The organism is Rhizobium sp. KNZ14-9A, from assembly GCF_056755015.1.
The window spans coordinates 766,276-786,153 of the sequence record NZ_JBPGXB010000004.1 but is presented as its reverse complement, the minus strand read 5'-3'; the positions used below and the strand labels follow the sequence as shown (position 1 = coordinate 786,153).

Annotated in this window: 20 protein-coding genes and 1 pseudogene; 14 read left to right on the top strand and 7 right to left on the bottom strand. The window is 58.1% G+C overall.

Going from position 1 to position 19,878, the window contains the following annotated elements:
• Positions 1–22: 22 nt before the first annotated feature.
• The gene (locus tag ACR9ZQ_RS33930; RefSeq protein WP_481429903.1) at positions 23–1,801 is read left to right on the top strand and encodes a hypothetical protein; all 1,779 of its coding nucleotides are present in this window, start codon (positions 23–25) and stop codon (positions 1,799–1,801) included.
• A 5-nt stretch (positions 1,802–1,806) separates the two neighbouring features.
• On the opposite strand, the gene ACR9ZQ_RS33925 is transcribed toward ACR9ZQ_RS33930, so the two are convergent.
• Complete coding sequence (locus ACR9ZQ_RS33925; RefSeq protein WP_310389164.1) at positions 1,807–2,772, bottom strand: hypothetical protein; 966 nt, start codon at positions 2,770–2,772, stop codon at positions 1,807–1,809.
• A gap of 144 nt (positions 2,773–2,916) precedes the next feature.
• On the opposite strand from ACR9ZQ_RS33925, the gene ACR9ZQ_RS33920 reads away from it, so the two are divergent.
• The 7 genes from ACR9ZQ_RS33920 (at position 2,917) to ACR9ZQ_RS33890 (ending at position 9,629) form a co-directional block, all read left to right on the top strand.
• Entirely contained in the window at positions 2,917–3,576 is a 660-nt protein-coding gene (locus ACR9ZQ_RS33920) for a helix-turn-helix domain-containing protein (protein WP_310389050.1), read from the top strand.
• A gap of 45 nt (positions 3,577–3,621) precedes the next feature.
• On the top strand, positions 3,622–3,969 hold the full coding sequence (locus ACR9ZQ_RS33915; protein ID WP_113319956.1) for a hypothetical protein: 348 nt from the start codon (positions 3,622–3,624) through the stop codon (positions 3,967–3,969).
• A 249-nt stretch (positions 3,970–4,218) separates the two neighbouring features.
• The gene (locus ACR9ZQ_RS33910; RefSeq protein WP_310389047.1) at positions 4,219–5,376 is read left to right on the top strand and encodes a Gfo/Idh/MocA family protein; all 1,158 of its coding nucleotides are present in this window, start codon (positions 4,219–4,221) and stop codon (positions 5,374–5,376) included.
• Between the two features lie 13 nt (positions 5,377–5,389).
• Positions 5,390–6,274, top strand: a complete 885-nt coding sequence (locus ACR9ZQ_RS33905; protein WP_025669760.1) for a carbohydrate ABC transporter permease — start codon at positions 5,390–5,392, stop codon at positions 6,272–6,274.
• Positions 6,271–7,128, top strand: coding sequence for a carbohydrate ABC transporter permease (locus tag ACR9ZQ_RS33900; RefSeq protein ID WP_481429902.1), 858 nt, complete (start codon positions 6,271–6,273; stop codon positions 7,126–7,128). Before ACR9ZQ_RS33905 ends, ACR9ZQ_RS33900 begins: the two co-directional genes overlap by 4 nt.
• 76 nt (positions 7,129–7,204) lie before the next feature.
• Positions 7,205–8,410 carry an extracellular solute-binding protein gene (locus ACR9ZQ_RS33895; RefSeq protein WP_310389163.1) on the top strand — a complete coding sequence of 402 codons (1,206 nt, stop codon included), beginning with the start codon at positions 7,205–7,207 and terminating at the stop codon, positions 8,408–8,410.
• An 85-nt stretch (positions 8,411–8,495) separates the two neighbouring features.
• A complete protein-coding gene (locus ACR9ZQ_RS33890; RefSeq protein WP_481429901.1) occupies positions 8,496–9,629 on the top strand; it encodes an ABC transporter ATP-binding protein in 1,134 nt (377 codons plus the stop codon).
• A gap of 16 nt (positions 9,630–9,645) precedes the next feature.
• Here ACR9ZQ_RS33890 and ACR9ZQ_RS33885 read toward each other — a convergent pair whose 3' ends face one another.
• The 3 genes from ACR9ZQ_RS33885 to ACR9ZQ_RS33875 are packed head-to-tail and all read right to left on the bottom strand — an operon-like array spanning position 9,646 to position 12,738.
• On the bottom strand, positions 9,646–10,746 hold the full coding sequence (locus ACR9ZQ_RS33885; protein ID WP_481430972.1) for a D-TA family PLP-dependent enzyme: 1,101 nt from the start codon (positions 10,744–10,746) through the stop codon (positions 9,646–9,648).
• 1 nt (position 10,747) lies between these two features.
• Positions 10,748–12,223, bottom strand: coding sequence for a M81 family metallopeptidase (locus ACR9ZQ_RS33880; protein ID WP_481429900.1), 1,476 nt, complete (start codon positions 12,221–12,223; stop codon positions 10,748–10,750).
• Between the two features lie 29 nt (positions 12,224–12,252).
• Positions 12,253–12,738 (bottom strand): hypothetical protein, encoded by a 486-nt coding sequence (locus ACR9ZQ_RS33875; protein ID WP_481429899.1) that lies wholly within the window; start codon positions 12,736–12,738, stop codon positions 12,253–12,255.
• 111 nt (positions 12,739–12,849) lie between these two features.
• On the opposite strand from ACR9ZQ_RS33875, the gene ACR9ZQ_RS33870 reads away from it, so the two are divergent.
• The 6 genes and pseudogenes from ACR9ZQ_RS33870 to ACR9ZQ_RS33845 all read left to right on the top strand — a co-directional run.
• Complete coding sequence (locus tag ACR9ZQ_RS33870; protein ID WP_477820702.1) at positions 12,850–13,236, top strand: RidA family protein; 387 nt, start codon at positions 12,850–12,852, stop codon at positions 13,234–13,236.
• Positions 13,237–13,261: 25 nt separating this feature from the next.
• Entirely contained in the window at positions 13,262–14,125 is an 864-nt protein-coding gene (locus ACR9ZQ_RS33865) for a MurR/RpiR family transcriptional regulator (protein WP_481429898.1), read from the top strand.
• A 19-nt stretch (positions 14,126–14,144) separates the two neighbouring features.
• Positions 14,145–14,921, top strand: a complete 777-nt coding sequence (locus tag ACR9ZQ_RS33860) for an SDR family oxidoreductase (protein ID WP_481429897.1) — start codon at positions 14,145–14,147, stop codon at positions 14,919–14,921.
• 31 nt (positions 14,922–14,952) lie between these two features.
• Positions 14,953–16,869, top strand: a complete 1,917-nt coding sequence (locus ACR9ZQ_RS33855; protein ID WP_481429896.1) for a beta-N-acetylhexosaminidase — start codon at positions 14,953–14,955, stop codon at positions 16,867–16,869.
• A gap of 254 nt (positions 16,870–17,123) precedes the next feature.
• Complete coding sequence (locus tag ACR9ZQ_RS33850) at positions 17,124–18,326, top strand: MFS transporter (protein WP_481429895.1); 1,203 nt, start codon at positions 17,124–17,126, stop codon at positions 18,324–18,326.
• 57 nt (positions 18,327–18,383) lie between these two features.
• Positions 18,384–18,602 (top strand): annotated as a pseudogene (locus ACR9ZQ_RS33845) (IS30 family transposase); the annotation flags it as partial.
• Here ACR9ZQ_RS33845 and ACR9ZQ_RS33840 read toward each other — a convergent pair.
• The 3 genes from ACR9ZQ_RS33840 to ACR9ZQ_RS33830 form a co-directional block, all read right to left on the bottom strand.
• The gene (locus ACR9ZQ_RS33840; RefSeq protein ID WP_481429894.1) at positions 18,602–18,982 is read right to left on the bottom strand and encodes a hypothetical protein; all 381 of its coding nucleotides are present in this window, start codon (positions 18,980–18,982) and stop codon (positions 18,602–18,604) included. The pseudogene ACR9ZQ_RS33845 and the gene ACR9ZQ_RS33840 sit on opposite strands and share 1 nt — an antisense overlap.
• Positions 18,983–19,137: 155 nt before the next feature.
• Complete coding sequence (locus tag ACR9ZQ_RS33835) at positions 19,138–19,335, bottom strand: hypothetical protein (protein WP_481429893.1); 198 nt, start codon at positions 19,333–19,335, stop codon at positions 19,138–19,140.
• Positions 19,336–19,617 carry a toxin C-terminal domain-containing protein gene (locus tag ACR9ZQ_RS33830; protein WP_481430971.1) on the bottom strand — a complete coding sequence of 94 codons (282 nt, stop codon included), beginning with the start codon at positions 19,615–19,617 and terminating at the stop codon, positions 19,336–19,338.
• Between the last annotated feature and the right edge of the window lie 261 nt (positions 19,618–19,878).

Genomic DNA, 19,878 nt, shown 5'->3' with positions numbered 1-19,878 from the left:
GATCTTTGTCGTAGGGACGGTTATGAGAAGCGCAAAGGTCAATGCTTTCAGCAGTCTTGGGCCGACGGCTGACGAAGTTTGCCGACAGGTTGAACGAATCCTTACAAGCGAGGAATTTCACGCGCCGAAGCGCGGGCGAAATTTCCTGGAATTTGTCGTCAACGAGACGCTTGCCGGTCGATCGGACTTCTTGAAAGCATTTACGATAGCAAATGTGGTCTTTGGCCGGGAGGCTTCATTCGACCCGCAGAATGATCCGGTTGTCCGGATCGAGGCTGGCCGAATACGAAAGGCGCTCGAGCGTTATTATCTCGTCGCAGGCGAGAGGGATGACGTCGTCATTACTGTGCCCAAAGGCGGATATGTCCCGCATTTCGAATATGCGCGGGGTGCGCCCACTCCGACTGAGCCCATCGAAACCTCGGACAATCTGCAAGATGTTGAGTACGAAGATCAAAGTCATTCGCTTGAGGAAACACCTCGGCCGGGGTTGGTCACCCTCATTGGTCTCGTGGCTGCGCTGGCCGTTGTCCTCGCTCTTCTGCTCCTAGCCCTCACGTTCGCATTGTCTTCGCGTGATGCTCCGACCGCAGCATTGCCGCTGACACGTCCTGAGCCAAAGGTGATCGTCGAGTTTTTTGCCGAAAGCAGCCCAGCGGACGTTGGCTCGGATATCGCGCGTGGCCTGAGGGACGATATTATCGGACAACTCGCCCAGTTCGATGACATCGTCGTCGTCGCTGATCCGCTCCGTGATGAGCGCGTCTCAGCTGCCGACTACATACTGCAGGGTAATGTCCAGATCGATGGAAGCAGGCTGCGTGCTGCTGCCAGGCTGGTGCACCAAGTGGATGGAGCCGTCGTCTGGGCCAATAATTTCGATGGGGATCTTCAGGATCAGAGCCAGCTTGTGATTCAAGGCAATTTCGCGCGAAAAATCGCCGATGCGATCGCACAGCCCTATGGCGCCATCTTTCAGACCGACACGGATATGATAGCGCGAACGGCACAGATGGAAGACCGAAGTGCCCATGAATGTACATTCGTCTATTCCAGCTATCGTCAGACCATGACAGCGCAAAGTCACAGCGCGGCGCGCGAATGCCTGCAACAGGCCACCCAGCGTTTTCCCGACAATGCGGCGTCCTGGGCGCTGCTGTCTATGGTCTATCTCGACGAAATCAGATTCCGCCATACGCTCGGTACATTATCGTCGACCCAGCCTCTCGCGCTGGCGAGCGCTGCGGTGAAGCGGGCAGCATCGCTCGCGCCGGACAATCCCCGCGTGCTGCAGGCGCAGATGCTGGTGAGCTTCTTCAGGGGGGATATCGACGAAGCCTTAAAGGCAGGCACCGCAGCCTATGCTGCAAACCCTGATGATGTGGAAGTCGCAGGCGAGTACGGCTTGCGATTGGCGATGTCTGGGAAATGGCAGTCAGGCTGCGAGTTGCTGTCGATCGCCCTCAACAAGGGTATCGGTACCAGAGGTTATTACGAGGTCGGTATGGCTTTGTGCGCATTCATGGAAGGAGATCTCGAAGAGGCGGAGAAGTGGTCGCGAAGGTCCGATCTCGATGGTAATCCCATGCATCGCCTTGTGCTGCAGTCCATTCTCGGTGCTGCCGGAAAGACTGATGAAGCCATGCTGGAAAAGGATTGGCTCAATATTCACGCGCCCATTTTGATGACTGACATACGCCAGGAGGTCTCGCTCCGCCTGCAGCGGCCGGAGGATCAGGAGCGGTTCCTGAACGGGCTGCGCGCCTCGGGATTGGTTATCAGCCCCCTGTCAGCAAGATAAGGCAGCTACGGATCGGCGCCCGCGTCGTTCAGCCTGTGGTTGTTCGAAATAGTCACCGCGATTTGTGTGGCGATCTCGTCCTCGACGTCGAGAATGGCCTGGCCGCGCAGGTCTCGATCATATTGATTTGCCCAGGTGACCGCGCCATCGGCGGCATTTATCAGGCGGACATGCAGATGAAGGATCGTACCCTCGATGAGCGCGCTTCCCTGCAGGCTGAAAAACGAACCGGTCGTTTCCGCCCCGGATCGGCCTGGAGCAAGCACAGTAAGGCTCTCCACCTTCATGAGCTTTGCAATCAGCTGATCGGCCAATCCCTTCACGAAATCAGGTCCCTGCGCACTGCCGCCGAGAGCGACGAAGGGTTCGACCGCAACCCTGACCTTGCTCTCCGACTTTGATGCGGCAGGCGCCGGCGACGTCTCTGGTGGGAAGAGATAGGCTTCAAGCGGACGAACAAGAGCGAGTATGGCCATTGCCCCAAACAGCGCGGGGACGCCGATCGGCAAGAGGAGATCACGATAGCTCACTGCCCGCTCCTGCCCGGGGGCGCGCCGCTTGCTCTCGCGGTTCTGCGAGGCGGAAATTTCTGCTACATACGAACTGTCTTCTGCGCTCGAAAAGTGCGGCGCATAACCTCCTTTGGGGACGGTAATCCGGATTGGGTCACTGCTTCCGCAGACCAAGTAGTATCGTTCGAGCGCTCGACGGATCCGCCCCGCCTCGATGCGGACAACTGGATCATTCTGTGCATCGAAGGATGCATCACGACCAAAAACCGCTTGTGCAATCGTATAGGCCTTGAGCTGTTCGCTGCGCCCTTCAAGTGTCTCTTCAACGATATATTGCAGGAAGCGGCGCCCGCGCTCCGGGGCAAGGAATTCCGGACTGGCGAGAATAAGGTCAAGCTGCGCATGCACGCTTGCAGAGTCTTGAAGTGCGCGGTTTTCCCCTCCCTCTTCCGATACCATCCAGACCTCCCGCGATACCTTCGTATCGCTCTCATCAAGGGGAATGGCTTTATACACCCCTTGGTGGTTCGGGGCTTCCGTAGCAATACGTAAGGGATATCTCGAATACCGGGGCGGGGAGCGATTGCTTATGCTGCGATGCGGATGGGAGCGACGCATATGCTTCAAAACCAAACGATCGTAAGGCAAACGACAGTTTCTGGCCATCGCTATGGCAGCGTTGCCGGAACGGCCAAGGATCAATCGATCCGGCTCAAGGCCGACGAGACGATCTATAGCGAAGGTGAACACGCGTTTGCGATCTACCAGGTCGAAGCGGGCGCGGTGCGGATTTATCGCCTCACGGCAAGCGGGCAGCGATATATTCTGTCCTTTTGCGGCAAGGGCGAATGGTTCGGGCTCGAGACGGGCAATGTACGAACCGATTTTGCAGAGGCCGTCTGTGAAACCTGTATAAAGCCCTTTCGCGCCAATCAGGAGGCAGTCGTCCCCATAGACCTTCTCCACATTGCCCTGACGAACCTCGCGAAGGCACAGCACAAACAGCTCGTCATCACCGAGCAAAGCGCACTGAAGCGGGTGGCCGCCTTTGTTTATGAAACGGCTGATCGTTATCCCGGAGATTGCGAATTTGATATGATGATGTCGCGCAGCGATATTGCCGACTACCTCGGGCTGACGGTCGAGACCGTTGCCCGTTGCTTTACGAAACTACGTGAAAAACGAATTCTCTGTCTCAACGGCAAACTGCAACGCATTGTCCGACTTCTCGACCGTGATGCGCTCGTCGCACTGACGATCTAGCTGCAGCGGATTTCGAAGGTCGATCTTGAAAAAGGGGATTGAACGATGACGCATGCATCCGGTCGAAGATTGAACGCATCAGCCAAAGCGGTCCTCGCAAGCCTGATAGCACTAACGGGCCTTCCACTCGCGGCTGCGGAGGCACAGACCTCTCCATTTGACCAATTTCCAATACTTATCCAATGCAAGTACAAGGAAACCTATCACGTTTTCTACATATCACGTATTTCAGAGGACGGTGTCGCAACCTATGTGGCATCCGAACGCATGGGCGGTACGATCACCCTGGACGGTCAAGCGAAGGCAACCGGCGGCGCAAGTGGCGGCAGCTGCGTCGGCAAGACTTTGGCAGAGCTTCGTGCATCTCACCAAGCCTATGACTTGAAACCCTAAAGCCCACCTTGTGTCCTCTCCGTCACGCGAACGCTGCGGAGTGAACCGCCGGTCGCATAGTCTCGAAGCCAAAGCCGAAGGGTGTACTCCAGCCGCCCGATCTGATCTTTCAACCGGTCACATCGGGGGTGGAGCGGATTGATGAAAATTAATTTCATCAATCCGCTCTGAACCCCGTTTTCAGTTGACGGCCCGCGTTTTTTGTCCCAACTTGAAGAAAATAAATTTCGAATTGGGAACATTGTTGGCATGAAAGTGGGAATCATAGGGCTGGGATTCCGGCTCGGCTATCTTGGCTATGTTTTCAAGGCTATCGACAGCAGCTTCGAGATCGTCGGTTACGTCGATCCGGAGCCCGCGGGACTTCCCGGATTAACGGAAAAGGGCGTCTCTGTCGGCAAGGCCTATGCTTCACCGCAAGAGCTCCTCGCCTCCGAAAATCTCGATCTCCTGATGATCGGCTCTCCCAACCACATGCATCTCGATCATATCCGCCTCGGTCTTGAGGCTGGTCTCAAGGTCTTCTGCGAAAAGCCGATTGTCACCACGATCGCCGAAAGCATCGAGCTTGCCCATCTGATGGCCAAGTTCGGCCATGAACGGCTGATGGTCGGCCTCGTGCTGCGCTACTCTCCTCTTTACAAGGATCTGCGCGCCATCCAGGCCGAAGGCAAGCTTGGCCATATCGTCTCCATCGAAGCCTCTGAACATATCGAACCCTATCACGGCGCCTTCTTCATGCGCGACTGGCGCCGCTACGAGCGCTATTCCGGCAGTTTCATGCTGGAAAAATGCTGCCATGACCTCGACCTTTATAATGGTGTGATCGGCGCCCGCCCCGAACGCGTCGCTAGCTTCGGCGGCCGCAAGAGCTTCATTCCCGCCAATGACCCGGCGCGCGAAGGCATCAACGATCTGGAACTCTTCCACCGCAAGCCAAGCGGCTGGATGGGCTCGGACAAGGTGTTCGACAGCGACGCCGACATCATCGATTATCAGGTGGCGATCGTCGAATACGCGAATGGCGTCGGCATGAATTTCCACACCAACCTGAACGTTCCCGACCAGTTCCGCCGTTTCGCCATCATGGGCTCGCGCGGCATGGCCGAGGGGGACTTCGTCCGCGGCTATCTCGATGTCCACGAGCAGCTGACCGGCAACAAGATCGTCGAAAACAAATATGCCGCGACCGAATTGTCGCAGCATTACGGCGCCGACGAGCAGATGGCGGCCGATATTCTGCAAAGCGTGCGCTCCGGGTCGGATCTGCCGGTCTCTACGCTGAACGCATTGGAGGCAGGCATCCTGGCACTTGCCATGGATGAGGCTCGCATGAAGAAGGCCGTGATCGACCTTCGTCCCATATGGGACCGGTTCGACGAGGCGCTACACGCCAGAGCGGCCTGAGGAGAACGGCAAGATGAGTGCTCAGAAAAGTGCCGTCATCTTCGCCTGGATCCTTCTCCTTCCGGCTGTCCTCTATGTGCTCGCGATCGTCGCCTATCCGCTGGTCGATACGTTCATCCTGTCGTTTACGGATGCATCGCTGCGCAAGGTGACGAACTGGGTCGGCTGGGTCAATTACGAGAAGATCTTCAATTCCACCTTCGCAGAAGTCATTGTCCGAACCTTCATCTGGACCTTCTTTTCGGTCGCCCTGAAGATGATCATCGGCACCTTCGGCGCCTCCATGCTGAACGCCGCCGTGCCCGGCCGTTCATTGTTTCGACTGCTGACCATGCCGCCATGGATCGTGCCGATGGCAATCGGCATCTTCATGTGGGGTTGGATGTATAATGGCCAGTTCGGGATGATTTCCGGATTGCTGCAGCGCTTCGGCCTCGTCGACGGTCCGGTCGCCTTCCTCGCCTATGGCAGCACCGCCTTCTGGGCAACGATCGTGACCGACGTCTGGATCGGCGTCCCGCTGGTGACGATCTACTTCCTCGCCGCGATCCAGTCGATCCCGAAGGATCTCTATGAAGCAGCATGGACCGACGGCGCCGGCCGCTGGTACCGGTTCCGCCGCATCACGCTGCCGCTGATGGTTCCGGCCATCATCACCATGTCGATGCTGTCGCTTATTGCGACCTTCAATTCCTTCGACATTATCTGGATCCTGACACAGGGTGGTCCGAGCGGCGAAACGACGACGATGATCATCGATACCTATCAGACGGCGATCGGCTCGAAGAAATATGGCGAAGGGGCAGCGCGCGCTGTGCTGATCTGCATCTTCCTGTCGCTCTTCTGCTTCGCCTATTTCCGCGTCACCCGCCGCCTGAACCCGGAGAAGCGCGCATGAGCAGCCGTCCCATGATCGATCGCTACAGCTGGTGGGAAATCATTCTCATCTACTGCGGCATAGCGCTCTTCCTGTTCTTCGTGCTGTCGCCCTTCGTCGAAGGCTTCCTGGTCTCGCTGAAGCCGCTCAGCCAGCTCTTCTCCTCGCCCTACCGCTTCTGGCCGGAAAACGGCTCGTTCGAGGCCTACCGGACGATGTGGATCAGCGTACCCGGCTTCGGTCGCTACATCTTCAACTCGTTCTTCATCTCGATTATCGTCACCGTGATCGTGCTCTGCCTCGTCATTCCGGCATCCTATGCGTTTGCGAAGTTCGAGTTCAGGGGTATGGGCATTCTGCTCGGCGCCTTCCTGACGGTGAACATGTTCTCCGGTGCCGTCCTGCTCATCCCGCTCTTCCGTCTGATGCGCACCATCGGTGTTTTGAACACCTATCTTGCGATGATCGTGCCGGGCGTCGCCTTCCTGATCCCTTCGGCGATCTGGCTGCTGCGCACCTACATGATCCGCATTCCACAGGAACTCAACGAAGCGGCTTACATGGATGGCGCCAGCCATTTTTATACGCTGCGTCGTGTCATTCTGCCCATTGCGATGCCGGGGATTATCGTCGTCGCGATCACCACCTTCATCGGCGCCTATGCCCAGCAGTTCATCTTCGCGCTGACCTTCAACTCGAAGACTGAATACATGCCCCTGCCGGTGGGACTCTTCGCTTACTTCGGCAAGCAGGAGGTCATCTGGAACGAACTGATGGCGGCCTCCTTCGTCGGCATTGCGCCGGCGATGATCGTCATCTTCTTCCTTCAGCGCTATCTCGTCGGCGGCCTGACCGCCGGTGCGGTGAAACAATAAGACCAACAATAAAGAGTGAACAGCTAACAACGAGAATGGGAGTAACGACGTGAGCATTACCATCAAGACTGGCCTTATGGCGCTCGCCCTGCTTGGTTCGACGGCACTGACCGCGGTCACGGCCCAGGCAGCCGACAAGGAAATCAGCTGGATCTATTGCGGCGACACGATCGACCCGATCCACACCAAATATATCAAGGAATGGGAATCCAAGAACGCCGGCTGGAAGGTTGCGCCGGAAGTCGTCGGCTGGGCGCAGTGCCAGGACAAGGCAACGACGCTGGCTGCCGCCGGCACGCCGGTCGCCATGGCCTATGTCGGCTCGCGCACGCTGAAGGAATTCGCGCAGAACGACCTCATCGTTCCCGTTCCGATGACCGATGACGAGAAGAAGGGCTATTACCCGCATATCGTCGACACGGTCACCTTCGACGGCAACCAGTGGGGCGTTCCGATCGCCTTCTCCACCAAGGCGCTTTACTGGAACAAGGATCTCTTCAAGCAGGCCGGCCTCGACCCCGAAACACCGCCGAAGACCTGGGCCGAAGAAATCCAGATGGCAAAGACCATCAAGGAAAAGACCGGCATTCCGGGCTTTGGTCTTTCTGCCAAGACCTTCGACAACACGATGCACCAGTTCATGCATTGGGTTTACACCAACAATGGCGCGGTGACCGATGCCGAAGGCAAGATCACGCTGGACAGCCCGCAGATTCTTGCTGCACTGAAGGCCTATAAGGATATTTCGGCCTCTGCCGAAGAAGGCCCGACCGCCTATGAGCAGAATGAAGTCCGCGCCATCTTCCTTGATGGCAAGGTCGCGATGATCCAGGCCGGCTCGGGTGCCGCCTATCGCCTGAAGGATACGAAGATCAACTGGGGCGTCACGACGCTGCCGCTCGGTCCGGATGCCAAGGGTGCAGGCACGCTGCTGATCACGGACAGCCTTGCAATCTTCAAGGGCTCTGGTGTCGAGGACAAGGCGATGGAATTCGCCAAGTACATCACCTCGCCCGACATCCAGGGTGAATACGAGCTGCAAGGCGGCGCAGGCCTCACCCCGCTGCGTCCGTCCGCAAAGGTCGACGAATTCGTTGCCAAGGACCCCTTCTGGAAGCCGTTCATCGAGGGCATCAGCTACGGTGGTCCCGAGCCGCTCTTCACCGACTACAAGGGCTTCCAGAATTCGATGATCGAGATGGTCCAGTCCGTCGTCACCGGCAAGGCCGAGCCTGAAGCCGCTCTGAAGAAGGCTGCAGGCGAGATCGAGGCCTTCAAGTAAATCGACGTCGAGGATCGCAGGTCGACGATCTGCGATCCTCACCGACCAATTCATGCGCGTTCAGGCCGGGACCGGAGACAGATTTTTGGGACAGCTTCAGCTCAACAAGGTTCAAAAATTCTATGGCGACTACGAAGTTCTCAAAGGCGTCGAGCTTGACGTCAGGGACGGCGAGTTCGTTGTCTTCGTCGGGCCTTCGGGATGCGGCAAATCCACCCTCCTGCGCATGATCGCCGGTCTTGACGCGACGACCAAGGGCGACATCATCATCAATGGCGTCAGGGTCAACGACCTGCCGCCGGTCAAGCGCGGTATCGCCATGGTCTTCCAGTCCTATGCGCTCTACCCGCACATGACGGTTTTCGAAAACATCGCCTTCCCTCTTCGTGTGGAAAAGATGGAGGAGGAAAAGCTCAAGGCCAAGGTCGAGAATGCCGCACGTATCCTGCATCTCGAAACGCGGCTGCAGCAGAAACCCGGCATGCTTTCCGGCGGACAGCGCCAGCGTGTCGCGATCGGCCGCGCCATCGTCCGCGAGCCGAAAATCTTCCTGTTTGACGAGCCGCTCTCCAATCTTGACGCCGCCCTTCGCGCCGACATGCGCATCGAACTTGCCAAGCTGCACCGGCAGCTGAAGGCGACGATGATCTATGTGACGCACGACCAGGTGGAAGCCATGACAATGGCCGACCGCATCGTCGTGCTGGATGCCGGCAATATTTCCCAGACCGGCGCGCCGCTCGAACTCTACCATAAGCCCGCCAACCAGTTCGTCGCCGGCTTCATCGGCAATCCGAAAATGAATTTCCTACCCGTTACCTGCACGTCTGCAAGCGAGGCCGGCGTTACCGTGGACTATCGCGGCCAGCCGGCAACCCTGCCTGTAACGCCACGCGACGGCATGGTCGGCAAGATGATGACGCTCGGCATCCGGCCGGAGCATATCCAGCTCGGAACCGGCGACATTTCGCTGACGGTTGCACCCAGCGTCATCGAACGGCTTGGCGCAAATACTGTGGCCTATGTTGCACTCGGCGGCGAAACGGAGAACTTCTGCGCCATGCTGCCCGGCAGTGTGGGCATTCGCACCGATGCGCCGGTCGCCGTCGGTATCAATGCCGCCGATTGCCATCTCTTTGACGAGGAAGGTATCGCCTTCGAACGCCGTGTGGAACTAACCGAAATCGATATGAACGTGCTGGCTCCTGCGACGGCCTGAACGGCTGATTGTTCAGCTACCAGACAAGCCCACGCGCGGCAACGTCCTCGACGCGCGTGACGATGCCGTCGCGATGGAAGACCATCGTGTCGAACAGGTTCGACACCACACATGTGTGGTTCGGGATGATGAAGAGCTTTTCGCCGATCTGGGGCCGCGCACCAGTGCAGGCCGAAAGGTCGATGACGCCGTGCTCTTCCGAGAGGCTGGTTATCTTCGCCTCGGGATATCCGACGACGAGGCCGAAATCGGCAAAGCCCTGAAGGTCGGAGGTCAGCGCCTTCGAGCCTGCGTCGATAACGGCACGGTCCGCATTCGGCCGCGACACGACGGTTGCCAGGACGTGCATTGCGCAATCGTCTTCTGTGCAATGTCCCATCCGGATCATCTGACGGTCATTGTAGATATAGGTCCCTGCCCGATGCTCCGTCGCCGATTTGACCAGATGCGCCTGAAAGAGACTGGGCGTGCCGCCATTGCTGACGATCGGGCAGGCAATTCCCTCTTCCGTCAGCCGTTTCAGCGTAGCCTGGATGAAAGCCTCGACGGCATCGGCAGCCTGCGGCTTCGGATAGGTGAGGATACCACCGAATGTCAGCCCGTCGGCAGCAGCGATGCGTCTGGCGAGCGAGACCGCCTGTTCGGGCGTCTGGACGCCGCAGCGCGCGCCGCCGGTATCGCATTCGACGAGGACGGTCAGCGGTTTGCGGCCGGAAAAATGTGAAGACAGGCCATCGACCGTCACGTCGCTGTCGGCAACGACCTTGAGACCCGAAATGCGATCGTTCAGGGCAGCAAGCAGTCCGAGCTTCGGGGGGCCGATAATATTGAAGGTAATCAGGATGTCTTCGAAACCGGCTTCGCCAAAGACCTCGGCCTCTGTCACCTTCTGGCAATTGATGCCCTTGGCGCCGGCCGCGACCTGGGCCGCTGCGAGCGCCGGTATCTTGTGCGTCTTGATATGCGGGCGGAAATTCAGCCCGTGCTCGTCCATGTAAGACTGGACCCTTGATATGTTGGCGGCCAGCTTGTCTTCGTCGATGATCGGTCGGGGCGTGGAAAGATCGGCGATCCTGTCTCCAGCCTTGGCGACGACGGCAAACCGGTTGTCATGCATCTCAGGCAGCTCCGCGTTCTGTTCCATGAGGATCGGCCACAATCGGCCAGATGGTCTTCGGCGCGCGGCGATAGTGGGTCGTCGCCGGATTGTTGGGATAGGGGGTCCCCGCCGAACAGTAGAGTATTTCAGCAGCGATCTTCGAGAAGGATGCGAAGAAATGGTTGGTCGATTTGATCACCAGGATCTTCTGCTCGGTCGGATCGATGCCCATCACCGAAAACAGGCTCGGATCGAAGCTCTGCGCCCGCGTCGAGTTCAGAATGATATCGATACCATCAAGAACGATATGCGCCGCATCCCCGAAAGGTGCCAGGCTTTCGCCGAACTGCATTTCGGCATTCTTCACCAGTTTGACGACCTTCACCATCCCGTCGACGGGATTGCCGGTCCCCGGTGCCGACTTTGCGCCAAAACGCAGCGGAATTTCAGCGCCCTCGCCTGCAGCAAAACAGATCTGAACGGCGATCGGATCCCAGATGGTGCCGATCGCAGCATTCTCCACTCGGCGGGCCAGAAGCTCTTCGAGAATGACGGTGGCATCGCCAGCGGTTCCGCCGCCCGGATTATCCCAGACATCGGCAATGACGACCGGCCAGGCTTTCGCAGCCATCGCCCGGGATACGGCTTCCTTCTCGTCGATCTGCGGCACCATGAAGGTGCCGCGCTTGGAAAACAGCTCCAAGCCGAGTTCGCGCGCCAGCGCCGCACCCTTTTCCGGATTGTTGTCCGTGACCACAAGCAGCTTGGTGCCCATCTCGGGCACATCGCCGACCATGAAGCCGTGGACTACGGAGATCGACAGGATTTCCGGATCTTCCTTCTCGATCCGCATGATCTTGTCTACGAAGGAGCGCATCGGATCGCGCGATGTCGGGAAAACGTCGATCATCCGGCAGTCGAATATCGAATTGACAGGCTTTACCCTGCCCTCGAGCGCGTCGACGGCGATGCGCCAGAGATCCTCGGCGCGGTCGACGAAATCCGTATGCGGGAATTCCTTGAAATAAACCGCGAAATTCAGCGCCGCGATGCGCTTCCGGGTCAGATGGCTATGCGGATCGAGTTCAGCGCAGATCAATACGTCAGGCCCAACGATGTCGCGGATGCGCGTCAGGAGATCGCCTTCCGTGTCCTCATATCCCGCGGCCACCATTGCCCCATGCAGCCCCATCACCACGGCATCGACAGGCATTGCGGCGCGGAGCTGGTCGAGAATTTCGTCCCGCAGCCCTTCATAGGCCTGACGGTTGACGAGGCCGGCCGGGTCTGCCCAGGCTGCCGTGCCCTCGATCAACTCCCAGCCCTTTTCAGTGGCGACTCGGCGACCGACAGTGATCGGCGCGGTACAGAGTGTGGGCGTTTCCGGATGCTGGCCGGGCGGGGCATAAAGAGACGCTTCGAAAGCGCGGCGATCCACACAGATCGGGGAAAACGTATTGGTTTCGGTCGCCAGTGCTGCCGTGAAAATGCGCAAATGAGTTGGCCTTGTTTTGCGGTCCCGCCTCAACCCATCGGGTTTGGTAGGTAGCCGGTAAATCCGCAGATTTTCCACCGTCCCTCGTGGAACCTGCAATAATAGAGCGTCTGCCACTGCATGAGGTCACGGGTACCATCACTCTTCGTCAGGCCGCCGTCGAATTTCTTGCGGACAAGCGCCATGTCACCCTCGATCTCGATGTCCTCGAGCGTCGTGGTGGTGAAGATCGCGGTGCGGGTATCCTCGGCGAAGCTCTGTGTGGCAAAATCCTTTGCCTGTCTCAGCCACTCGTCGCGATAGGCCGAAAGTGCGGGGAATGCCAGACGCCACTTGTCGGGGCTGACTTGCTTGCGGCCATCGATGCCGATGAAGCCTTCCTCAACGAAATCATCTTCGACCATCGACCAGTCGGCTGCCAGAAATGCGTCGATGTCGCGGGGCACGAGCATCTCCCAGATGGCGTGCCGTGCAGTATCGGAGGACGGAAAAGGATTCTTGAAAGGATCTCGCATCGTCGCTCCCGATTTAAATTCTTTTCATAAATGGCGTTTTTCACTGGTCAAAATCTGCTTTCTATGGTCCCTTGTCAACTTATCAAGAAAATAATTTGCAGGGATCCCGACATGTCCATCAAGCGATATGGCACTGTTCAGACCGGCGCCGGCGGCAAGCCGCTGCCTTTCGCGCGCGCGGTCGAGGCTGATGGCTGGCTCTATGTTTCCGGTCAGGTGGCAATGGAAAACGGCGAGATTATCGACGGCAATATCATTGCCCAGACGCATAAGACGATCGCCAATGTGCTCGCCATTCTCGACGAAGCCGGATACGGCGTCGAGGACGTGGTGCGCGTCGGCGTCTGGCTGGACGATCCGCGCGATTTCTGGACATTCAACAAAATCTATCAGGACTATTTCGGCGCACATCCGCCGGCCCGCGCCTGCGTCCAATCGTCCATGATGGTGGATTGCAAGGTCGAAATCGACTGCGTTGCCTACAAGAAGAAGAGTTGACTGACGGATCGGCGGGAGGACAGGCTTGGATATCTTTTCCACATTGCAGGAAGACAGGAGCCGCCTCTCCGCCTCCGAGAGCCGCATCGCCGACATCATCGTCAACGATTTCGAATTCGCCGTGAATGCCTCGATCATCGAGCTTGCCGAACGCGCAGAAGTCTCGCCACCGACGGTCACACGTTTCTGCCGCCGCCTCGGCTGCGGCAGCTTTTCCGATTTCAAGGTGCAGCTTGCCCGCACCGCCCATGTCGGCGTGCGTTACCTGAAGCCGGAATCAAAGAGCAGCGATCCGGCCGATGTCGCTCAGGATATCATCACCAAGGCGCAGAACGCCCTTTTTCTGTTGCACCGCTCGCTGGACCTGACCGCGATCGAGGCCGCTGTTGCGCAGATCGCCAAGGCGGAGATGATCTATGCCTTCGGATCGGGCGGCAATTCTTCGATGATCGCCGATGAGCTGCAGAATCGGCTCTTTCGCCTTGGTCTCAGGATCACCTCCAGTTCCGACCATAGCATGCAGCTGATGATGGCGGCGGCAGCGAAGGCTGGCGATGTGATCATCGGCTCGTCCTTTTCAGGGCGCAACGCCGAGCTGGTGCGGGCCTTTGCACTGGCACGCGAGGCCAAGGTCAGGACCATTGCGCTGACGCAAACCGACAGCCCGGTCGCGAGAGCCGCCGGGATCGTCGTGCCGATCGATCTTCCGGAAGGAACGAACATCTTCCGCCCGACATCGACGCGTATCGCCTATATCGCAACCGTCGATATCCTAGCGAGCCTCGTCGCCTACGCCATCCAACCGAAGGCGACGACGACGCTGAGACGCATCAAGCAGCAGCTGGTCACACACCGCGATGGGGATGACAAGCAGCTGCTAGGAGACTGATCAACAAGAGGGAGCGACAATGACGCAATCAGTGGCCATTGTGACAGGAGCAGCAGGCGATATCGGCGCGGCGATCGCCGATCAACTCGCCGCCGATCATGACGTCATTCTGCTTGCGGATATCGATCCCGTCACTGCGGCAGCCGTTGCCGGCAGGCTTGGACCGGCCGATCGTTTCGTCACCGTCGAATGCGATGTAACCAGCGAGACGAGCGTTGCGGCTCTTGCCGGGCGCGCAGCTCGGCTCGGCAGCCTGCGCACCCTCGTCAACAATGCGGGTGCAGCCCGCGCCGTCAGCCTGCATGATACGACGCCGGAGATCTGGCGTGCCGACAATGCGCTCAATCTCGAAGCGGCATTTCTCTGTTTTCGCGCCGTCGAAGACCAGCTGAAAGCGTCGCGGGGCTCCATGGTCAACATTGCCTCGGTCAACGGCATGAACGTGTTCGGGCATCCTGCCTACAGCGCCGCCAAGGCCGGCCTTCTGCATTTCACCCGGCTGGTCGCCGTCGAATATGGTAAATTCGGCATCCGCGCGAATGCCGTTGCCCCCGGAACGGTGAAGACGCAGGCGTGGGAAGTTCGCGCGGCGGCCAATCCCAATGTCTTCGAGGATGCCCGTCGCTGGTATCCGCTGCAACGCGTGGTCGATCCGAAGGATGTCGCCAATGCCGTCGCCTTCCTGGCTGGTCCCCAGGCTGCAGCGATCACCGGCGTCTGCCTGCCAGTCGATTGCGGTCTGACAGCCGGTCAGGCCGAGCTTGCCCGCACTTTTTCCCAGTCCGAGCACTACTGAAAATCGTAGGATACACCGAGAGGAACGAGATATGAAACCGGCCGACTATCGCCTGGAAAGCAGCTGGAACCCTAATGGCGGGCCGAATGGCGCCTTCACCTTCACGCTTTTCAATCTTTCCAGCAAGGCGCTTTCTGGTTTCAAGCTTGTCTACACCTCGCTCACGCGGGTGATCGATGCCGCCGCATGCAGCAATGCCACCTTTCTAAGACGCAACGCCAATTTTCATGAATTCGAACCACCGGCCGGCCTGATCCTCTCTGCCGGTGAAAGCTGGACCTTCAGAGTTGCCGGCCTGCACCGCCCGGCGCGACATTGCACTGATGGCGCCAAGTCCGCCTATCTGACGCTGTCTTCCGGAGAGCATGTGCCGCTCGCCGTTTCCGATCTGCTTCTCGAAGGCCGTACCAGCGAGCCTCCGCCCGCGCTTTTGCCCGAGGGCCGGCTCGATCTGCCTTTTGCGCTGCAGCCGTGGCCGGCCGAAATCGATGCGAAGCCGGGCGATAGCTTTCCGGTCATTCTCTATCCGGAGGGTGCCAGCGCAGACGAATTGTCGGCAATATCCGCCTGCATTTCTCTAACCCGCCGCCTTTTCGAAAGCGACCATTCGGTTTTCAATCTGGTCGCCTCGCCGCAGGGGCGCGCCCTTACGTTCAGCAAGGACGCCTCGCTCGACACCGAAGCCTACCGGCTGACCTTCTCGGCCGATCGCGTGACACTTTCCTATTCCGGCGCTGCTGGGCGCCAGTATGGCCTGACCTCGCTCGCGCAAATGCTGAACGGCGCGCGAGTAAGTAAGGGCAAATTCCGCTTCCCGGTTTCCGGTACCATTTCCGATCGGCCCCGCTACAGCTGGCGCGGCTGCCATCTCGACGTTTCCAGGCAGTTTTATCCGGTTGATGACGTCAAGCGGCTGATCGACATCCTTGCCTGGTTCAAGCTCAACATCTTCCACTGGCATTTGACCGATGACGAGGCCTGGCGTCTGGAGATCAAGGCCTATCCGCAACTGACGACAACGGGCGTGTTGCGAGGCCCGGACGAACCGCTGCTGCCGCAGCTTGGCAATGGCGCAGAGCCTGTCGGCGGCTTTTATACCCAGGATGATGTTAGGGACATTGTTGGACATGCGAGTTCCCTTCATGTCGAGGTAGTTCCGGAGATCGATATCCCCGGCCATAATGCGGCGACGCTGGTTGCCCTGCCCGAACTGACAGACGGCCAGGAAGCGCCGGATAGCTACCATTCTGTCCAGGGCTATCCGAACAACGCGCTGAATCCTGCCGTGCCGCTGACCTACGAATTCCTGGAAAAGGTCTTCGACGAAATGGTCGAGCTGTTCCCTTCGCCTTACATCCATATCGGCGGCGATGAAGTGGCGAACGGTTCCTGGCTCGCCTCGCCCCTTGCCAGGAAGCTGATGGCCGAAGAAGGCATTTCGGGCACGTTCGGGCTGCAATCCTACTTCCTGAAGCAGGTCAAGACGATGCTCGATAAGCGCCGCCGCAAGCTCGCGGGCTGGAACGAGGTCGCCCATGGCGGCGGGGTCGCGGCAAAGGACTGCCTCTTGATGGCCTGGGAAAATCCGCAGGTCGGCATCGACCTTGCCGAACAAGGCTATGACGTCGTCATGACGCCGGGTCAGGCCTATTATCTCGATATGGTCCAGGCCGAAGCCTTCCAGGAACCGGGCGCGAGCTGGGCCGGTACGGTACCGCCGGCCCACACCTATGCCTATGAGGCAGCCGGCGAATTCCCGGAGGAATTGAAGCATAAGCTGAAAGGCGTCCAGGCCTGCATCTGGTCGGAGCACTTCCTGTCGCGCGGCTATTTCAACCGCCTCGTCTTCCCACGTCTTCCGGCAATTGCCGAAGCTGCCTGGACCCCGAAAGCGTCGAAGGATTGGGACCGTTTCGCTGCGATCGCGGCGCTTAGCCCGAAGTTTTGAGCTGGCAACGATGAAGATTGACATCGGGATGATAATCGCCAGCCCTTACCGAGGGTTTGGTCGGTCAAGGCATCGAGTATCGGATGAGCATCAGGCCGCCCGCTTTGTCTTTCCCTTGAATCAGGATTTCGGCTACACGCCGCATGCGCGCCTTCCCACCCTCAGGCGCGACCGAGATTGATCATGACGATCCTTGTGCGGACGCGGTTTCCCCCTCCCCACAAGGATCGCCTCAAAGCCAGCTGGCGACGATAATGAACCCCTTGATACCCGACGTTTTCCGTAATCCTGCAATCCGGGTGAGCATGATCGCCATCTTCACGTTCGGATTTGCCGGAGCGACGACGACCCCCTATCGGTCCGTGGTCGGCATCCGCGAGCTCGGCCTGTCGAATGAACTCTATGCGGCGCTGATCTTCGCCGCAGCGGCGGTCAACGTGATCGTCAGCATTCTGCTTGGCAATCTTGCCGACCGGCTCGGTGAATATCGTACGATGATGCTTGTTGCGGCGACCTTCGGCGTTGTCGGTTATGGCGCGGTCTTCTTCTTCCCGACGCAGGACATATTTGTCCTCAGCGCGCTTCTGCTACTGCCGGTCTATGGCTGCCTGAACTCGTTGCTCTTTGCCAATGTCCGGGCCGCAGCCCATGGAATGGCGCCGGCTGACGTGGCGACAGTCAATTCCGGCGTTCGGGCGATGATCTCGCTTTCCTGGGTCCTGGTTCCTGGGCTCACGGGGGTTTTGCTCTCCTCCTCTTCGACCATGCTGCCAGCCTATCTCTTCGCCGCTATTTCCTGCCTGGTCTGTGTGGGGCTCGTCGGCTTCTTACTGCCCCGACAGAGCGGCACGGATCGTGCGGCCACCCACCATCTCTCCTATCTCGCCGCGCTCGGCCAGGTGATTTCCCCGAAAATCTTCAGCCGGATCACGGCCATCGCGCTGATCAGCAGCACATTGCATGTGAACGACGCCATTTTCCCCCTCGTCGTAACCGGCGCCGCCCGCGGCACTGTCGCCGATATCGGTATTCTGGTCGGGATCGTCGCTCTCGTCGAGGTGATCTTCATCATCGTCTGGTCGCGCCTGCTGCGCCGCATCAGCCAACTCGCAGCCCTTGCAGCCGGGGCATTGATCTATGCCGTCTACCTGCTGCTTCTGGCTTTTGCCCATGAGCCTTGGCATGTCTATGCCCTCACCTTGATCAGTGGCACCGGCGCGGCGTCACTGATCTCCATTCCAATCACCTATCTGCAGGATTTGATCGCCGAGCGGCCCGGTCTCGGCAGCGCGCTGATTTCCGTCAACATTTTTCTCAGCGCCGGACTGAGCGCTCTTCTCTTCGCCGCTGGCACAGCCATCACCAGCTATTCTGGCACTGCAGTGGTCAGTGCCCTCTCTGGTCTTCTTGGTATCGCTTGGCTGCTATTTCTCGACAGACGCCGGTGCCCGTTCTGAGGCTGGAATTCGTCGGATTTCTCTTCCTCGTCCGAGAGCTTGGCACCCCTCGCGCCCTATTTCTTGATCGTTACCGATGACATCGCCAAGGAGCGGCGACGGCGCTTGAGAAAGCTTCGGCGCCATCTGCACCGCTTTGGTCATTGAGAAACTGGAGGCTTACTGGTCAACAGAACAGATCGCCTGCCGTCTTCTGGCCGACAGCGTTAGCCTGGTTCGCATCGCAAGGAGACGATCTACCGCTTCATCTACCGCGCGGAGGATTACGGGCTAGGCTATTTAGTGAATACTTGAGAAATGAGTTTCAAGGTTTTACTGTCAAATCGCGAAGTAAACCCGTCCCAATGCTGGGCACATATATCAGATCCATCGAGCCACATACCTATCACGCGGCTTGCATTGGGTTCCGCCATTACTTCTTGGTGTTTCACCACCAAGACAGGATTTTTGATCGATTTGATCGGCCATCCTGATGATTGACCATGTTGATCGCGCACTATCATATTGAGGTAACCCAACGCTGAAAGGTTATCAGCGGATTTGCCAATGTAGAGATAGATAGTTCCATTCTCCAGCGCGGTGGATTGCTTACAGTCTACCGCGTTGATCTGAGATGAAATTTCATCGCAACGGTATAACATCAGCCTATCCATCATCAATTCGGTTCATTTCCTTTCGAAGGTCATTCCTGATCCACCTTGCACGCCATCTCAACGATCAGTCGCGAAAATGCCTCGGATACGAAACCCCCGCTGAAGTGTTCATCGCGCATCCTTTTGGTGTTGTTCGTCCGGGTTCAGGGTGTTCATTTTCAGGTTGGGACGAATGCAATCAAACATTGATTGTCTTTTTTTCCTACCAGGCTGACTGGCTTGATTTGTTCACCCCCGTCAATGGAAAGAACCACAGGCAGATCCTGATCTTCAAAGGACTGAAGCTCCCTTATCAAGGATCGAATTGTCTTTCCTTTCTCCGTCCAGCTTTTCCCGTTATCTTCGTCGATATCCATTTAATCACCTATGCGGTTAAGGTTCTCGTCGTAAGTACCAAGTCTATTTTCTTTAGTTCCAAGGTTTTTAATCGATGTGCCCATTTTCCAAGCGCCGCCGTTGTGGCTATCGAGGTCTCTGGTGAGATACAGGTTTCCTTTTTTATAGACCGCCTGACCTCCGTGGATCGTTTCGTTTATCTTTGTGAAGCCAAGGGCTTCGGCTGCTATTCTGGCCTCTTTGTTGGTTTTATAGAACGGTCCGATGTTACCCTTACCCGCAAAACCTCCCAAGATCGCCATTGCAACGATCGTGTTGATATCGAGACCCGTCTTAGCGAGAGCATCCACCTTTTCAGACCAAGTAAGCGAGCCATTGTCCCAGATCGCCCAACGCTCAGCCCCCATCTTCTCGGCGAACGCGTAGCCCTCTGCGTTGCCTTCCAGAAATTGTCGGAAGTTTTCGCCGCGCGGCTCTCCATCCAGCTTTTCGATTGCCGCGAATAGCCATTGGTCCATTTGGGCAAGTCCCATGTTTGGAGCATTGCTGCTTCCAATAGCGAA

Excerpts from the sequence above, each read along its gene's own strand:
- ACR9ZQ_RS33930 (WP_481429903.1), top strand. The coding sequence starts at position 23 with ATGAGAAGCGCAAAGGTCAATGCTTTCAGCAGTCTTGGGCCGACGGCT.
- ACR9ZQ_RS33925 (WP_310389164.1), bottom strand. The coding sequence starts at position 2,772 with ATGGTATCGGAAGAGGGAGGGGAAAACCGCGCACTTCAAGACTCTGCA.
- ACR9ZQ_RS33920 (WP_310389050.1), top strand. The coding sequence starts at position 2,917 with ATGGGAGCGACGCATATGCTTCAAAACCAAACGATCGTAAGGCAAACG.
- ACR9ZQ_RS33915 (WP_113319956.1), top strand. The coding sequence starts at position 3,622 with ATGACGCATGCATCCGGTCGAAGATTGAACGCATCAGCCAAAGCGGTC.
- ACR9ZQ_RS33910 (WP_310389047.1), top strand. The coding sequence starts at position 4,219 with ATGAAAGTGGGAATCATAGGGCTGGGATTCCGGCTCGGCTATCTTGGC.
- ACR9ZQ_RS33905 (WP_025669760.1), top strand. The coding sequence starts at position 5,390 with ATGAGTGCTCAGAAAAGTGCCGTCATCTTCGCCTGGATCCTTCTCCTT.
- ACR9ZQ_RS33900 (WP_481429902.1), top strand. The coding sequence starts at position 6,271 with ATGAGCAGCCGTCCCATGATCGATCGCTACAGCTGGTGGGAAATCATT.
- ACR9ZQ_RS33895 (WP_310389163.1), top strand. The coding sequence starts at position 7,205 with ATGGCGCTCGCCCTGCTTGGTTCGACGGCACTGACCGCGGTCACGGCC.
- ACR9ZQ_RS33885 (WP_481430972.1), bottom strand. The coding sequence starts at position 10,746 with ATGCATGACAACCGGTTTGCCGTCGTCGCCAAGGCTGGAGACAGGATC.
- ACR9ZQ_RS33875 (WP_481429899.1), bottom strand. The coding sequence starts at position 12,738 with ATGCGAGATCCTTTCAAGAATCCTTTTCCGTCCTCCGATACTGCACGG.
- ACR9ZQ_RS33870 (WP_477820702.1), top strand. The coding sequence starts at position 12,850 with ATGTCCATCAAGCGATATGGCACTGTTCAGACCGGCGCCGGCGGCAAG.
- ACR9ZQ_RS33860 (WP_481429897.1), top strand. The coding sequence starts at position 14,145 with ATGACGCAATCAGTGGCCATTGTGACAGGAGCAGCAGGCGATATCGGC.
- ACR9ZQ_RS33855 (WP_481429896.1), top strand. The coding sequence starts at position 14,953 with ATGAAACCGGCCGACTATCGCCTGGAAAGCAGCTGGAACCCTAATGGC.
- ACR9ZQ_RS33850 (WP_481429895.1), top strand. The coding sequence starts at position 17,124 with ATGAACCCCTTGATACCCGACGTTTTCCGTAATCCTGCAATCCGGGTG.
- ACR9ZQ_RS33840 (WP_481429894.1), bottom strand. The coding sequence starts at position 18,982 with ATGATGGATAGGCTGATGTTATACCGTTGCGATGAAATTTCATCTCAG.
- ACR9ZQ_RS33835 (WP_481429893.1), bottom strand. The coding sequence starts at position 19,335 with ATGGATATCGACGAAGATAACGGGAAAAGCTGGACGGAGAAAGGAAAG.
- ACR9ZQ_RS33830 (WP_481430971.1), bottom strand. The coding sequence starts at position 19,617 with ATGGCGATCTTGGGAGGTTTTGCGGGTAAGGGTAACATCGGACCGTTC.